This window comes from Phenylobacterium sp., from assembly GCF_024508875.1.
Classification (GTDB): Bacteria; Pseudomonadota; Alphaproteobacteria; order Caulobacterales; family Caulobacteraceae; genus Phenylobacterium.
On the sequence record NZ_JANINU010000358.1, the window covers coordinates 1 to 15,096 of the forward strand.

The window sequence follows — 15,096 nt, forward strand, 5'->3', positions numbered from 1 at the left end:
CCGAGAGCTGCGGCCACAGCACCCGGATCGAGAAGCCGCTGCCGTCGTCCCAGGCCTTCCGGTCGGCGGCGGTGTATTCGGGCGACAGCCGTGGGGCGTGGAAATAGAAGTCGGCGTCGTGGCGGTGGGCGGCGAGGCCGCCGTAATGGATCGACCAGTTGCGCTCGGTGGTCATCTTGTCGATGTCGAGCGGGCCGGTGGCCGTGGGATAGGGCTGCAGGGCCTCCAGCTCCTTGACGGCCTTGGCGTTGCCGTCCTTGCGCGCCTGCTCCAGCGTCCAGGCCAGGCCCAGCTTCTCGTTCTCGCGGAAGTCGATCACCTGGCCCATGCCGATATAGGCGTAGAGCAGGTCCGGGCGCTTGGCGGCCACCGACAGGCCGACGACCGAGCCCCAGCTGTGGCCCATGACGAAGACCTTCCGCTGGCCGTATTTCTTGCGCAGCAACTCGATCAGCTCGATGGCGTCGTCGCGGTAGCGGTCCAGGGAGAGGGTGGGCGCCAGCGTCTTGGGATCATTCAGCGGATAGGAGCGGCCCGCGCCGCGCTGGTCCCATTGGACGACGGTGAAATAGTCCTCCCAGGGCCGCTGGAAGGCCCAGGCCACCGGCATCTCGACCGCACCGGGGCCGCCGTGGATGAACAGTATGATCGGGTTCGAGCGGTCCGCGCCGCGGACGTTCACCACCTGGCGGGCGCCGCCGAGGCTGACTTCGAACGTCTCCTGAACGCCCTTGGGGTTCACCACCTTCTGGATATCGGCGACGACGGCCCGGCCCGGCTCGTAGGGATCCGGCGCCTGGGCGGCGGCGGTCGTGGCGAAGGCCAGCGCAAGAAAGACGGCGACGGTGCGGATCATGAGGGCCCCAGGGTTTCGAGGCCTTGTCTAGGCCGCCCACGCCACCGACCGCAGCTTAAATATCGGCAAGGCTCGCCCGGGGGTTCGAGCGAGCCTCGTCCTCAGCCCGGATGGATCATGTTCTCCGGGCGCACCACCGCGTCGAACTCCTCGTTCGTCACATAGCCGCCACCGACCGCCTCTTCGCGCAGGGTGGTGCCGTTCTTGTGCGCCGTCTTGGCGATCTTGGCCGCCGCGTCGTAGCCGATCTTGGGCGCCAGGGCGGTGACCAGCATCAGGGAGCGCTCCAGCGCGGCCTTGATGTTGTCCTCGCGGGCCTCGATGCCGACCACGCAGTTGTCGGTGAAGGAGATGGCGCTGTCGGCCAGCAGGCGGCAGGACTGCAGGAAGTTGTAGGCCATCACCGGATTGAAGACGTTCAGCTCGAAATGGCCCGAGGCGCCGGCGAAGGTCATGGTGGCGTTGTTCCCGAACACCTGGACGCAGACCATGGTCAGCGCCTCGCACTGGGTCGGGTTGACCTTGCCCGGCATGATCGACGAGCCCGGTTCGTTTTCCGGCAGGCTGAGCTCGCCGAGGCCCGAGCGGGGGCCGGAGCCCAGGAAGCGGATGTCGTTGGCGATCTTGAACAGGCTGCCGGCCATGGTGTTGATCGCGCCGTGGCTGAAGACCATGGCGTCGTGGGCGGCCAGCGCCTCGAACTTGTTGGGCGCGGTCACGAAGGGCAGGTGGGTGATGGCGGCGATCTTCTTGGCCACCAGCTCGGCGAAGCCCACCGGGGCGTTCAGGCCGGTGCCGACCGCGGTGCCGCCCTGGGCGAGTTCATAGAGCCCGTAGAGCGTCTCCTTGATCCGCCGCACGCCGTTGGCGACCTGCTGCGAATAGCCGGAGAACTCCTGGCCCAGGGTCAGCGGCGTGGCGTCCTGGGTGTGGGTGCGGCCGATCTTGATGATGTGCTCGAACTGCTTGGATTTCGCCTTCAGCGCCGCGTGCAGGTGCTCCAGCGCCGGCATCAGGGTCTTGGCGACCTCCTCGGCCGCGGCGATGTGCATGGCCGTCGGATAGGTGTCGTTCGACGACTGGCTCATGTTGACGTGGTCGTTCGGGTGGACAGGCTTCTTGGAGCCCATCACGCCGCCCATCATCTCGATGGCCCGGTTCGAGATCACCTCGTTGGCGTTCATGTTCGACTGGGTGCCCGAGCCGGTCTGCCAGACCACCAGCGGGAAGTGGTCGTCGAGCTTGCCGTCGATGACCTCCTGCGCCGCGGCGATGATGTACTTGCCGATTTCGGGGTCGAGCTTGCCGAGCTCCATGTTGGCTTCTGCGGCCGCCCGCTTGACCACGCCCAAGGCGCGGATGACCGGCTTGGGCTGCTTCTCCCAGCCGATCTTGAAGTTGCCAAGGCTGCGCTGGGTCTGCGCGCCCCAGTAGCGGTCGGACGCCACCTCGATCGGGCCGAAGGTGTCGGTCTCGGTACGGGTCGCGGTCATTGGGGACTCCCTGTCAGGCTGCGGGCGGTCTAGCCGCCGGCGGGCCGGTCCGCAACGGGCGTGGCGCGGGTCGGGCCCGGGCGATATAGGGGAAGCGCCCACTGGAGCGCCTTCGCCATGCTTGTCGCGACCACCAACGATCTGCCCGGATACCGCGTGACCGCCCATCTCGGGGTCGCGCGAGGGGTGACCGTCCGCTCGCGCAGCGTGATCGGCAACATCGGCGGGGCCGTGCAATCCATCTTCGGCGGCAACATCACCATCTATACGAAGCTCGCCGAGACTGCCCGGCAGGAGGCCTACGACCTTCTGGTCCGGCATGCTGGGGAACTGGGCGCCGACGCCGTCATCGCCATGCGTTACGACGCGAACGAAATCATGGACGGCATCACCGAGGTGCTCGCCTACGGGACGGCCGTGAAGGTCGAAAAGCTCTGAGCGACGCCTGGACCCAGCACGGCAAGGTGCGCGCCCGCGAGGCCGACGGCCTGCTGGAAGTCAGCGTCGATGGCCTGACGACCCAGGCGAAGTACTACAAGCCGCTGATCTACGAGTTCTTCCGCAAGGCGTGGCGCGGCTCGCGGCCGGCCTGGGGCGAGTTCTCGGTGGAGATCGCCATGGAGTACGTGGGCGAGGCTCCATGGCTCGACCTCGACAACCTGGCCAAGGCGCTGCTGGACGCCATCAAGGGCTACGCCTTCCACGACGACGCCCAGGTGGCGCGCCTGCTGGTCGAGCGGAAGCCGGGCGAGCGCGAGCGCATCACCATCCAGGTACGGAAACTCTCCTGACCGCGCGGTTCGGCCCACGCGTTCGCCGAACATGTTCCGGAAAATGAAAAGCCGGCCGCGCCTGGGGAGGGGCGCGGCCGGCGTTTCATGCCGACCTCTTCAGAGGAGATCGGTCAGCGGTACTGCTGGAGCCGCGTGGTGCGCAGGCCCGCCATCCCGTGGCGCTCGATCGAGCGCTGCCAGGAGAGGAACTCGTCGTTCGTCAGCGAGTACCGTTCCAGCGCTTCCTCCAGCGTGATCAGACCCCCGCGGACGGCGGCGACCACCTCCGCCTTCCGGCGGATGACCCACCGGCCGGTGTTCGGCGGCGGCAGGTCATTCTTGGTCAGAGGCGCACCCGTCGGGCCGATGACATAGGCCTCGCCGCGGCTGTTCGTGCGCGTTTGTTGTTGTTGAAGCATGGGCTTTCTAGCGCCTCACCATCACTGTTCGACGGGAAGCATACCCAGCGGCCCTTACCAGCCGCTGAATCGCCTTAGTAAAGAAACCACTAACCATCGGCCTCCCCATGTACCATTTTAATACAGTTGAGTTCAGGTAGAAGTTTCGGGTTCTATTCGTCGTCAATATTATCGCTTGATGTTGATAAGTTCTTCCAACATCTGATCGGCGGTGGTGATGATCTTGGAAGAAGCCGAATAGGCCTTCTGTGTCTGGATCAGGCCGGTGAATTCCGCCGAGAGGTCGACCGTCGACGCTTCAAGGCTGGAGGGGGAGATCTTGCCCGCACCGCCGACGCCGGCCTGCTTGATGACCAGTTCGCCGGCCTCGCGCGTGGGCCGGTAGGCGTTGCCGCTCACCGTGGCCAGGCCGTCGGGGTTCGAGAAGGTGCCGATCCCGACCTTCGCCACCTTGCGGATCTGGTTGTTGTCGTAGACGGCCGAGACGATGCCGTCCTCGTCCACCTCGATGGCCACCACGTTGCCGGCGCCGGCGCCGTTCTGGGTGATCTGGGTGGTGGAGCTGGGCTCGTCGTACTGGGTGGTCTTGCTGAGATCGAGCGCGATGGTCTGGTTGGGCAGGCCGAGGGCCGCCGCCCAGGTCAGTGTCATGTTGAACGCGCTGGCCGAGCCGCCGTTGATCTGGTTGATCGAGCCGTCCGTGTTGAACGTCACCGGCACCGTCGCCGCCGGCGCGACCGTGGAGTCGGCGGCCGGAACTGTGGCGATCGCCATGTTCCAGTTGTTCGGCGTGGTTTGCGTGAAGGTAAGCCGCAGGGTGTGGCGGCCACCGGCGGCGTCAACGATGTTCACGTCGATCGGGTCGGGCGCGACGGCGCTCACCTTGTCCAGGTTGGCGGTGATGCCGATCGTGCTGGTCGGCGAGACCGCGGCGCCCAGGTTCTTCACGTTGATCGACTGCATCGCGGTCAGGTCGGACGGCGGGGTGACGAACGTGCCGTTCGACTGGACCGGCCAGCCCTGCAGGTAGAGCTTGCTGTCGTTCACGAGATAGCCGTCGGCATCGACGCTGAAAGAGCCTTGGCGGGTGAACACCCGGGCGTCCGCCGCCGTCAGGGGCGCGCCCTTGCTGGTGACGACGAAGAATCCGTCGCCCGAGATCGCCAGGTCGGTCGACGAGCCCGAGGACTGGATCAGGCCCTGGGTGCTGACGAACTGGCGCGTCACGCCCTGGACCCCGCCGGCCGAATAGCGGCCCGAGACCGCCTGGGCGGTCACGACGTTGGCGAAGTTCACCTGGTTGCGCTTGTAGGCGACCGTGTTGACGTTGGCGATGTTGTCCGAGATGGCCGCGAGGGCCGACGAGTTGGCGACCAGGCCAGAGACGCCGGCGAGCAGGGCTGAATTGATGGACATGACTTAGTTCCGTTCTCCTGAAGCGGGTGCGCGTGCTGCGTTGGTTCGGCCGGTCAGGCCGCCGCTGGAGACGACGTTTTGTCGTCCGTGTTGTTGGTGGAACCGGTGGTCGACGTGTCGCCAGACTTCGTGGCGGTCTGCGTCTCTTCCGGCTGGCGGATGCTGACGAGCTTGTCCCAGGGGACCTGCGCGCCGTTGATGGTGAGGAAGGTCGAACCGTCCTTCTGCTCGACTCCGGTGACCTTGCCGTCCATGTAGGTGGACGTGGTGACCGAGCTGCCTTCGCTGTCCTTGGCGGTGATCTTCAGCGTGTAGGTGCCTTCGGCCGCGTCCGATCCGCCCGTGGTCTTGCCGTCCCAGGTCAGCTTGTGCTCGCCGGCCTTGTTCTCGGTCCCGGCGATCGTGCGGATCACCCGGCCCTTGGAATCGAGGACTTCGAGCTTCACGTCCGAGGCGTCGCGATCGAGCTTGTAGGTCCACTCGGCCTTGCCGCCCTTGAGCGCGGCGACGTCGGTCTCGGCGCGGACCTCCTTGCCGATCAGGCTGACGGCCGTGGAGACGCCGGACCCAGTGTTCGACACCAGCTTGGTGAGCAGGTCGTTGGTGAGCAGTTGCTGCTCGACGCCCGTCATCTGGACCAGTTGCTGGGTGAACTGGGTGGAGTCCATCGGCGACAGCGGGTCCTGGTTCTTCAACTGCGTCGTGAGCAGCGTCAGGAACGTGTCGAAGTTCTCCGCCAGACGGGTGCGTCCCGTGGTGGTGGCGGAATTGGCCGCGCCGGCGGCGGTCGTTGCATCGACGGCCATCGTCAAATCCTCACATCGAGGCCGGCGTTCACACCCCGGCGGAGGCGCAGCGCGCCCTGGTTGGCGGCTTCGGCCGCGTCGCCGGCGGTCTCAAGGGCGGCGCGGAACGCCCGGCCCTGGAACGCGCGGCCCGTTTCGCCCTGGTCCTGCCAGGCCTGGTTCTGCTGTTGCTGGCCGCGCTGGTCGGCGACATCGAAGCTGAGGCCGCCCGAGAGGTCGAAGCCCGCCTGCTCCAGGGCGCGCTGCAGTTCGGCGGCGCGAGCCTTCACGTCCGCGGCGGCCTGGGGATTGTCGAAGGTCATCGCAGCCGTGACGCGGCCCGACGCGGCGATCTCCACCCGCACGTCCACCTTGCCAAGGCCCTGCGGGTCCAGCTCGACGTCGAAGCGCGTCGACTTGCCCTCGAGCTTCTTGACGATCTGGGCGGCCAGGTTGGCGACGGTCTCGAGCGATCCCCGAACGGCGTGGGTCGTATGGGCGGTGGTCGGCGCGGCCGACTGGGCCGCCGCGTGCGTCTCGCCCTGCGGGACCGCGTCGGGGGTTTCCGGGGCCGTCTTCGTTTCGCGCGCCTTGCTGTCAACCGCGTCGACCGCGGCGTCGCCGGCCTTGGCCGCGCGTTGCGCGGTGGCGGTCGGAGCCGCCTTGTTCGCCGCTTCCGGGGCGCGCGCGGTGTCGGCCGTCGGTTCGGCCGTCTCGCTGATCGCCTTCGTCCGATCGCCCTTCGCGGCCTTGGGGGCAGGCGGCGGCGGCGGCGCAGGCGCGGTCTCGGTGCGCGCGGTCAGCGCCGCGTTGGTGGCGGCCGTGTCGGCGGCGGCGGGCGTCTCGGCCGCAGGCGGCTCGACTGCCACCGCCTGGGGCTTCGGTTCCGGCGCCGCCTCGACGGGCGCCTCTACGGCGACACCGGGCGCGGGCGCGGAGGCGCCCGGCTGCGGAGATTGCGTCGACACGGGCGTGCGGTTCGTCGCGACGGGCGTCGCGGGAGCGGTCGGGGCCTGGGTCGAACCGCTGGCGAGCGAGGTGTCGGCGGCAGGCGCCGCTTCGTCCGCGGCTTCCGGCGCCGCGTCCTCCGTCAGACCGGCCTTCTGCGCCAATTGGGCCTTGGGGTTCGCGTTGGCGAGGGCCGGCGCCGCGGGCGCGCCCTTGGCCTTGTCGCGGCCCCAGGCCGGCGGCGTGGCGGCGTCGTCCTTGGGGGTCTTGGTCGGCGTGTCGGTGGCGGCGGTCTGCGCGGCCATAAGGCTCGCCATCACGGCCGCGGTCGTGTCGCCAGCCGTCGCCGGGTCGGCAGTGGGTGTGGCGCCCGCATCGGCGGCGGCGTCCGAGTCGGCCGCCTTGTCTTCGCCCTGTGCTTCGTCGGCCGGCATGACGGCGGCCCCCGTGAGCGCGGCGACTGCAGGGGTGGCGGCCATCGCGGTCGGGTCCGTGCCGGGGAACAGGGCGCCCAGCAGGGCTTCGAAGCCTGCCAGTGCGTTCCCGCCGCCGGCGTGCGCGGAGCCGCCGGGCTGGGCCTTGGGGGCAATGGAGGCGATGTTGAGCGCGGACGCGGTCATGCGGCTGTCGGATCAATTTCGTGAGAGGGAAGGCGCGTCCTGCGCCGAGCTCATTCGGACCATCCCTGAGCAACCGGCGGGCCAGTTCGACATGTCGTTGTATATATTGAAAAAAGACCCTGGCGCTGCAGCGGCGGATCCGCACCCTGCGGAGGAATTTGCCGGGCCGTCGGCGCGTCGATGGGGCGTTCCCTGCCGCCTTACCAAATCCCTAACCGTGGCCGTGCAGGATGGCTGGAATGGCGCCGCTTCACGGACTGGCGCCGGACTTGCGCCTCCGTCTTCGACCCATCGGACCCCGAACGGGACCAATGTTGAAAATATTGAAGAATTTCCGGCCTGACGCACGCGCGTTCACCAATGCCCCGGCAGAATCCGCCGGGTCGTGCGTCAGCCTTTGCCGGGCGGAGCCTTAATCGATGTCGTTGACCGCCACTCTCCGGACCGCGTCCTCGGGCCTCAACGCCGCGCAGGCTTCGCTGCGCGCGGTCTCGGACAACATCTCCAACGTCAACACGCCCGGATACGTCCGCAAGGCGGTGAACCAGAGTTCGCTCGTCGTCGATGGCGCGGGCATGGGCGTGAAGATCGACGGCATCAAGCGGATCACCGACCAGTATCTGCAGATGGCCTCGCTGACCGCCTCGTCGGACGCGGAGCGGTGGGGCGCGGTGGCCGAATACCTCGACAACGCGCAGAGCCTGTTCGGCGACCCGGGCAAGGACGGCTTCTTCTTCAACCGCCTGGACAAGATCTTCGGGGCCTTCGCGACGGCCGCCGACGACCCGTCCTCGACGCTGCTGCGCAGCCAGGCCCTGTCGAACGTCGAGGATTTTCTTTCGGAGTCCGACCGGATCAACAAGCAGATCGTGGCGCTGGGCGACACGGTCGAGACACAGATCAATGCCGGGGTCGACCGCGCCAACAGCCTCCTGGAGCAGATCAGCAAGCTGAACGCCGACATCACCCGCGCGAGCCTGCGCGGCGCCGATGCGTCGGGCTCGGAGAATATCCAGAGCCAGCTTCTCGACGAACTGGCCGGGCTGATGAATGTCCGCGTGCAGCCGCGCCAGGGCGGCGGCGTCGACGTGCGCTCGCCCGAGGGCGTGCTGCTGGCCGGCGACCAGGCCTCGAAGCTGACCTACAATTCGACCGACACCACGCCCGGGTACATCACCGCGCTGCTGCCCGGAGGCGCCTCGGCGCCGGCGATCAACATCTCCAGCGGTGAGCTGAAGGGCCTGCTCGAACTCCGCGACGTGGAACTGCCCAAGCTCTACGACCAACTGGGCGAGTTCGTGAGCAAGGCGGTCGACCAGATCAATGCCGCCAACAACGACGCCGCAGCCTATCCCGCGCCGGCGCAGATGGTCGGCCGGGACACCGGGCTGGACCTGACGAGCGACATCACCGGCTTCACCGGCACGACGACGATCGGGATCGTGAACGCCCAGGGCGTCATGCAGCGGAAGATCGACATCGACTTCACCGCCGGCACGATGACGGTGAACGGCGCGGCAGGTCCGGCCTTCACCCCGGCGACCTTCCTGGCCAGCCTGAACACGGCGCTGGGCGGTTCCGGCAGCGCCACGTTCACGAACGGCGCGCTGACCCTCAACGCCACGGGCGGCAACGGCATCGCCATCGACGAGGGGACGTCGCAGCGCACCGGCCGTGGCTTCTCCCACTATTTCGGCCTGAACGACCTGATCAAGAACACGGGCCAGACCAACTACGCGACGGGACTGGCGGCCGCGAGCCCGCACGGCTTCACGCCGGGCGGCCAGATCAACCTGCAGGTCTCGTATCCGGACGGCCGGCCGATCACGACCGTGGCGGTGACGGTGCCCGCCGCGCCGAACATGAGCGACCTGCTGAACTCGCTGAACAGCGCCGCCACGGGCGTGGGGCTCTACGGCTCGTTCGGTCTCGACTCGAACGGCGTGCTCAGCTTCACCTCCTCGGCCGCGCTCGAAACGAAGGTCTCGGTTCTCACCGACAACACCCAGCGCGGCGCGGGGGGCGCCTCGATCAGCGGCCTTTTCGGCCTGGGCGTGCAGGAGCGCTCGACGCGGGCAAGCCGCTTCTCGCTGTCGACGATCTTCAACTCCGACCCGACCAAGATGCCGATGGGCAAGCTGGACGCGACCGCCACCGTCGGCCAGGTCGCCGTGCGTCCCGGCGACGGCAAGGGCGCGCTGGACATCTCCACGGCCGGCGAGGTCAGCACGCTGTTCCAGGCCGCGGGCTCGCTGGGCCAGGTGACCATGACGGTGTCCCGGTATGCGTCGGAATTCGGCGGGTCGGTCGGCCGTGGCGCCGCCGCCGCCCAGACGCGCAAGGAGAGCGCCGAAGCGGTCTCCACGGAAGCCAACAACCGCCGCCAGTCGGTCGAGGGCGTGAACCTCGACGAGGAACTGGTGAACCTCACCACCTACCAGCAGGCGTTCAACGCCTCTGCCCGCATGATCCAGGCTGTCGGCGAACTGTACGACACCCTGCTCGGCATCGTCTAAGGAAGCTCGCAATGGTCACCCGCGTCACGACGAACGGGAACTACGCCGCAGTCCTCGCCAACCTCCTGGTCGCGCAGAAGAACCAGATGGAGGCCGGCAATCAGGTCGCGACCCAGAAGAACGGGTCGAACCTGAAGGACTATGCCAAGTCGTCCGAGATCCTGACCGCCATGAAGTCGGTGCAGACCCGGCTGGGCGTCTATCAGGACCAGAACAAGGTCCTGACCGACAAGCTGGACACCCAGAACACGGCGATCACCCGAGTGGCCGACGCGGCTCAGTCGGTGCGGCAGTTGTTCTCGGAAGCCCTGGCCTCAGGACGCGTCGACACCCTGGTCGAGGACGTGGAGGGGCAGCTCCGCAACGCCGTCGAGGCGATGAACGCCCGGTACGGCGGCAAGTATCTGTTCGCCGGGGGCCAGGTCGACACCCGTCCGGTCACGGTGACGACGTTGTCCGACCTCACGGCCGGCCCGCCGATCTCGAGCTTCTTCCAGAACGACACCTTCAAGGTCACGGCCAAGCTCGACGAGTCGACCACGGTCACGACCGGCATCCTGGCGGACGACATGGGCACGGCGATGATGCAGGCCTTCCAGGCCTTCCAGCAGTTCAACCAGGGGGGCTCGGGCCCGTTCAACGGCCAGCTTACCCAGGCGCAGCAGACCTTCCTCGAAGGGCAGCTCGCCAGTTGGGACGCCGTGCGCCAGGACGTCACCCAGACTGCCGCCTACAACGGCGTGAACCAGAAGCGTCTCGAGACGATCGCCGACGACCTCAAGGGCCGGCAGAACTCGCTGGCGGGCATGATCGGCGACATCACCGACGCCGACATGGCCCAGGCGGCGGCCAACCTGCAGCAGGCGCAGCTCTCGGTGCAGTCCGCAGCCTACGTCTTCCAGACCCTGCAGCAATCGTCGCTGATCAACCTGCTGAAGTAGGCTGCGACGGCGCGGCCCTCCCCATGAGGGGGCGCACGGACTATATGGGCCGCCATGAACGCGCCCCTGCTCGCACCTGATCGGCTGAGCGACGGCCTGGTCGAGGCCGCACGCGACGCCGTGCGCCTGCCCGCCGGGACCCGGATCGTCGCCGCAATGTCGGGCGGCGTGGACTCCACCGTCACCGCCGCCCTGCTGGCCCGCGCCGGCTACGACGTGGTGGGCGTGACCCTGCAGCTCTACGACCACGGCGCGGCGATCCAGAAGAAGGGCGCCTGCTGCGCGGGCCAGGACATCCACGACGCGCGCACGGCGGCCGACGCCATCGGCATCCCGCACTACGTCCTGGACTACGAGAGCCGCTTCAAGCAGCAGGTGATCGAGGACTTCGCCGACAGCTACCTGCGCGGCGAGACGCCGATCCCCTGCATCCGCTGCAATCAGACGGTGAAGTTCCGCGACCTGCTGGACGTGGCGCGCGACCTGGGCGCCGAGGCCATGGCGACCGGGCACTACGTCCGCCGCGAGGTCGGGCCGAACGGGCCGGAGCTGCACCGCGCGGCCGACCCGGCGCGGGACCAGTCCTACTTCCTGTTCGCGACCACGGCGGAACAGCTTGCCTATTTGCGCTTCCCGCTGGGCGCGCTGCCCAAGCCGGCGGTGCGGGCGGCGGCGCTGGAGCTGGGCCTGGCGGTGGCGGACAAGCCGGACAGCCAGGACATCTGCTTCGTGCCCGAAGGCCGGTATACGACGGTGATCGACCGGCTGCGGCCGCAGGGCGCGGAGCCCGGCGACATCGTACACCTGGACGGCCGCGTCCTGGGCCGGCACGAGGGCGTCACCCGCTACACCATCGGCCAGCGCCGGGGGCTGAACGTGGCGGTCGGCGACCCGCTGTTCGTGGTGCGGATCGACGCCGACCGGCGCCACGTGGTGGTGGGGCCGCGCGAGGCGCTGCTGACGCGGGCGCTGAGCCTCAAGGAGACCAACTGGATCGGCGAGGGGGCCTCGATCGAGGACGCGGTGAGGCGCCAGCGGCCGGTCCTGACGCGCGTGCGCTCCACCCGCGAACCCGTGTTGGGCCGGCTCGGCGTCGTCGAGGGCGCGCCGGGGATCGTCTTCGCCGCGCCCGAGGAAGGCGTCGCGCCGGGTCAGGCCTGCGTGCTCTACGCGCCCGAGGACGAGACGCGCGTGCTGGGCGGCGGGTTCATCGCGGGGACGGTTCGGAATCAATAGCGTCGCCTTCTTCATGGGGCGGCGACGTTAGGATGCGCCTGCGTCAGAAGCGGTCGCATGCGGGCGGGTGACGGCGCGGCGGGCCGGGCCTATATCGCGGGCATGAGCAACACCGCCTCCGACCCCGTCGTCATCGCATCCTACGCCCGCACGCCCATGGGCGGCTTCCAGGGCGTCCTGTCCGGCGTGAAGGCCACCGAGCTGGGCGCGGCCGCGGTCAAGGCCGCTGTCGAGCGCGCCGGTGTCGCGCCGGACGCCGTCGAGCAGATCCTGATGGGCTGCGTGCTGCCGGCGGGCCTCGGCCAGGCGCCCGCGCGGCAGGCGGCGCTGGGGGCGGGGCTGCCCAACTCGGTGGAGGCCACGACGGTCAACAAGATGTGCGGCTCGGGCATGCAGGCGGCCATCCTGGCGCATGACGCGCTAGCCGCCGGCTCGGTGGACGTGATCGTCGCGGGCGGCATGGAGAGCATGACCGGCGCGCCCTACCTGATGACCAAGCACCGCGGCGGCGCGCGGATCGGCCACGACACCATGTTCGACCACATGTACCTGGACGGGCTGGAGGACGCCTACGAGCCGGGGCGGCTGATGGGCAGCTTCGCGGAAGAGACCGCCAAGGCCTACCAATTCACCCGCGAGGCGCAGGACGAGTACGCCATCGGCAGCCTGACCAAGGCCCGGGCCGCCACCGAGAGCGGCGCCTTCGCCCGCGAGATCGTCCCGGTCACCGTGACCGACCGCAAGGGCTCGACCGTGGTCGACAAGGACGAGCAGCCGCTGAAGGCCGATCCGGCCAAGATCCCGACCCTGAAGCCCGCCTTCGCCAAGGACGGGACGATCACCGCCGCCAACGCCAGCTCGATCAGCGACGGCGCCGCGGCCCTGGTGATGACCCGCGAGAGCGTCGCGCGGAAGCTGGGCATGAAGATCGTGGCGCGCGTGGCTGGCCACGCCGCCCACGCCCACGAGCCCGGCCTCTTCACCACCGCCCCGGTCCCAGCGGTCCAGAAGGCGCTGAAGCGCGCCGGCTGGAGCGTGGACGACGTCGACCTCTTCGAGATCAACGAGGCCTTCGCCGTGGTCGCCATGATCGCCGAGCGCGACCTGGGGATCGACCGCGCCAAGCTCAACGTCAACGGCGGCGCCTGCGCCCTGGGCCACCCGATCGGCGCCTCGGGGGCGCGGATCCTTGCCACCCTGCTCGCCGCGCTGGAAGCGCGCGGCGGGAAGAAGGGCGTGGCCAGCCTCTGCATCGGCGGCGGCGAGGCCACGGCGATGGCGGTGGAGCTGGCCTAGCCCCCTCTCGCTTCGCGAGCTCCCCCAGAGGGGGAGCACCTCAAGATCCTCCCCCTTTGGGGGAGGTCCCGAAGGGGGAGGGGGTTTCCTCTCCGACCTACAAGGTCTTCGCCAGCGCCTCGCACTGGTCGGCCACCACACCCCAGCCTTCGTGGAAGCCCATCTGTTCGTGCTGGGCCTTCTTCTCGGGCGTCGGGTGGCCGCAGCGGGCGAGGTAGAGGGTCTTGCCGTCCGGCCGGCGCTCGAACGTCAGGACACAGGTCATCATGCCGCCGTCCGCCGCCGGGACCCAGCCCTCGGTGAAGGCGTCGGTGAAGACGATCTTCTCGTTCGGCACGACCTCCAGGTAGACGCCGTTGTTCGGGAAGACCTCGCCGTCGGGGCCGTACATGGTGGTGTTCGCAGCGCCGCCCGGACGCAGCTCCATCTTCGCCACCTCTGCGCGCCAGGGCTTGGGGCAGAACCACTGCGGATAGAGCTCGGGCGTTGTCCACACCTTGTAGAGCTGCTCCGGCGTCGCATCCATCAGGCGGGCCAGGACCAGCTCGTTGTCGTGGTTCGGGGCGATCTCGATCTTCTCGGCCATCTCAGGTCTCCTCTGTTGCCGTAAGGACGGCCCGCCTCCGGCCGTCCCGACAGGCCCGCCTCACTTTTTCGCGGCCATGGCCTCCATGTTGAGCTTCATGCCGTTGGCGAGCTGGATGTCGCCGCCCTTCATGCCGGCCGGGCACTCGCCCTCCCATTTGGCCTCCAGCGTCATCTCGCTGGTGCGGTTGGCCTGCGGGATCGAGGAGCCAGTGACGGTGGACGTGGTCTTGACGGTGTAGGCCGAGTTGAAGTCGCCGCTGACCGTGCCCTTGCCGACCGTGTGGCCCATGTTGCCCAGGTCGCACTCGCTCTCGAAGGCGTAGCCGCCGGGCGTGGCGGTCATGACGTTCTTCGAGCACATCTCCTTGCTCATGGCCTGGCCCCAGACGCTCATCTTGGCGTCGGTGTCGGCGTCGATGCAGATCTTCATGGTCTGGGTCGAGCCGTCGGCCACCATGGTGTGGCTCCACAGGCCCGGCTTGCGCTTGGGCATGGCGACCGGGCCGGCCGTGGCGCTGGCGTTCGCGCCCGAGGCGCTGGCCGACGCTGAGGCCGAGGCTTCGGCGGCCGGGGCCTTGTCGTCCTTCTTGGAGCAGGCGGCCAGGGCCAGGGCGCCGGCGCCCAGCACGAGGTAGATGCGCATCTTGTTCTCTCCGAATACGTTCCCCGGGAAGACGAACCTACGCGGTGTGGAAGGCGGTTCAATGCCCGAGCTCAGAGATACCGGCGAACGCTACGAGATGGACGAGGACGGCCTGACCTCCTACGCCGACTACCGGCGCGACGGGGCGCGGCTGTACGTCGACTATGTGTTCAGCCCGCCGGCGCTCCGCGGGACAGGCGCCTCGGGCCGGCTGATGGCTGCGCTGGCCGCCGACGCCCGGGACAAGAACCTGAAGATCACTCCGATCTGCGGCTACGCGGCCGCCTGGCTGCGCCGCAGCCCGGAGTTCCGGGACCTGGTGGGGTAGGGGACGGCTCGCGCCACCCGGAAGAACGGGCGCGCGTCGGCGCCGTCGGGGTGGGACGGTTCGGAGGTTGGGGATGTGACCCCCTCCCCCTTCGGGACCTCCCCCAGAGGGGGAGGAACTATGTGGAGCTGACTTGTCTAAATGCTCCCCCGTTGGGGGAGCTCGCGGAGCGAGAGGGGGTGCCTAGCCCGAGCTTCGCCACTTGGGATCGTCGGGGTCGTCGCAGGTGTCGGCGAGG

At 68.7% G+C, this 15,096-nt stretch carries 15 protein-coding genes; 7 read left to right on the plus strand and 8 right to left on the minus strand.

The annotated features are described in order from the left end of the window. Both Q0L11_RS24475 and fumC read right to left on the minus strand, forming a co-directional pair. Positions 1-856, minus strand: an 856-nt coding sequence (locus Q0L11_RS24475) for an alpha/beta fold hydrolase (protein ID WP_296600827.1), incomplete at its 3' end; no start/stop codon positions are given. A gap of 101 nt (positions 857-957) precedes the next feature. Beyond that, positions 958-2,349, minus strand: a complete 1,392-nt coding sequence (fumC, locus tag Q0L11_RS24480) for a class II fumarate hydratase (RefSeq protein WP_296600828.1) — start codon at positions 2,347-2,349, stop codon at positions 958-960. Positions 2,350-2,466: 117 nt separating this feature from the next. Here fumC and Q0L11_RS24485 point away from each other — a divergent pair, with 117 nt between their 5' ends. Both Q0L11_RS24485 and Q0L11_RS24490 read left to right on the plus strand, forming a co-directional pair. Then, complete coding sequence (locus tag Q0L11_RS24485) at positions 2,467-2,787, plus strand: YbjQ family protein (RefSeq protein WP_296600829.1); 321 nt, start codon at positions 2,467-2,469, stop codon at positions 2,785-2,787. Then, positions 2,784-3,140: a RusA family crossover junction endodeoxyribonuclease gene (locus tag Q0L11_RS24490; protein ID WP_296600841.1), complete on the plus strand. Its 357-nt coding sequence runs from the start codon at positions 2,784-2,786 to the stop codon at positions 3,138-3,140. Before Q0L11_RS24485 ends, Q0L11_RS24490 begins: the two co-directional genes overlap by 4 nt. A 113-nt stretch (positions 3,141-3,253) precedes the next feature. Here Q0L11_RS24490 and Q0L11_RS24495 read toward each other — a convergent pair whose 3' ends face one another. The 4 genes from Q0L11_RS24495 to Q0L11_RS24510 form a co-directional block, all read right to left on the minus strand. Then, entirely contained in the window at positions 3,254-3,541 is a 288-nt protein-coding gene (locus Q0L11_RS24495) for a DUF1153 domain-containing protein (protein ID WP_068877195.1), read from the minus strand. 168 nt (positions 3,542-3,709) lie between these two features. Beyond that, positions 3,710-4,957, minus strand: a complete 1,248-nt coding sequence (locus Q0L11_RS24500; protein ID WP_296600830.1) for a flagellar hook protein FlgE — start codon at positions 4,955-4,957, stop codon at positions 3,710-3,712. A gap of 53 nt (positions 4,958-5,010) precedes the next feature. After that, on the minus strand, positions 5,011-5,763 hold the full coding sequence (locus Q0L11_RS24505; RefSeq protein WP_296600831.1) for a flagellar hook capping FlgD N-terminal domain-containing protein: 753 nt from the start codon (positions 5,761-5,763) through the stop codon (positions 5,011-5,013). Positions 5,764-5,765: 2 nt separating this feature from the next. Further along, positions 5,766-7,310, minus strand: a complete 1,545-nt coding sequence (locus Q0L11_RS24510) for a flagellar hook-length control protein FliK (RefSeq protein WP_296600832.1) — start codon at positions 7,308-7,310, stop codon at positions 5,766-5,768. A 419-nt stretch (positions 7,311-7,729) separates the two neighbouring features. Between Q0L11_RS24510 and flgK the strand changes: the two genes are divergently transcribed. The 4 genes from flgK to Q0L11_RS24530 all read left to right on the plus strand — a co-directional run bounded on the left by flgK (position 7,730) and on the right by Q0L11_RS24530 (position 13,299). Beyond that, positions 7,730-9,826, plus strand: a complete 2,097-nt coding sequence (gene flgK, locus Q0L11_RS24515; protein ID WP_296600833.1) for a flagellar hook-associated protein FlgK — start codon at positions 7,730-7,732, stop codon at positions 9,824-9,826. 11 nt (positions 9,827-9,837) lie between these two features. Beyond that, complete coding sequence (locus Q0L11_RS24520) at positions 9,838-10,767, plus strand: flagellin (RefSeq protein WP_296600834.1); 930 nt, start codon at positions 9,838-9,840, stop codon at positions 10,765-10,767. Positions 10,768-10,821: 54 nt separating this feature from the next. Beyond that, on the plus strand, positions 10,822-12,003 hold the full coding sequence (gene mnmA, locus Q0L11_RS24525) for a tRNA 2-thiouridine(34) synthase MnmA (protein WP_296600835.1): 1,182 nt from the start codon (positions 10,822-10,824) through the stop codon (positions 12,001-12,003). Positions 12,004-12,105: 102 nt separating this feature from the next. Further along, positions 12,106-13,299, plus strand: coding sequence for an acetyl-CoA C-acyltransferase (locus tag Q0L11_RS24530; RefSeq protein WP_296600842.1), 1,194 nt, complete (start codon positions 12,106-12,108; stop codon positions 13,297-13,299). A 97-nt stretch (positions 13,300-13,396) separates the two neighbouring features. Here Q0L11_RS24530 and Q0L11_RS24535 read toward each other — a convergent pair whose 3' ends face one another. Next, on the minus strand, positions 13,397-13,885 hold the full coding sequence (locus tag Q0L11_RS24535) for an SRPBCC family protein (protein ID WP_296600836.1): 489 nt from the start codon (positions 13,883-13,885) through the stop codon (positions 13,397-13,399). 60 nt (positions 13,886-13,945) lie between these two features. Continuing rightward, positions 13,946-14,530: a DUF3617 family protein gene (locus tag Q0L11_RS24540; RefSeq protein WP_296600838.1), complete on the minus strand. Its 585-nt coding sequence runs from the start codon at positions 14,528-14,530 to the stop codon at positions 13,946-13,948. A gap of 61 nt (positions 14,531-14,591) precedes the next feature. Here Q0L11_RS24540 and Q0L11_RS24545 point away from each other — a divergent pair, with 61 nt between their 5' ends. Continuing rightward, a complete protein-coding gene (locus Q0L11_RS24545) occupies positions 14,592-14,858 on the plus strand; it encodes a GNAT family N-acetyltransferase (RefSeq protein WP_296600840.1) in 267 nt (88 codons plus the stop codon). Positions 14,859-15,096: the final 238 nt, after the last annotated feature.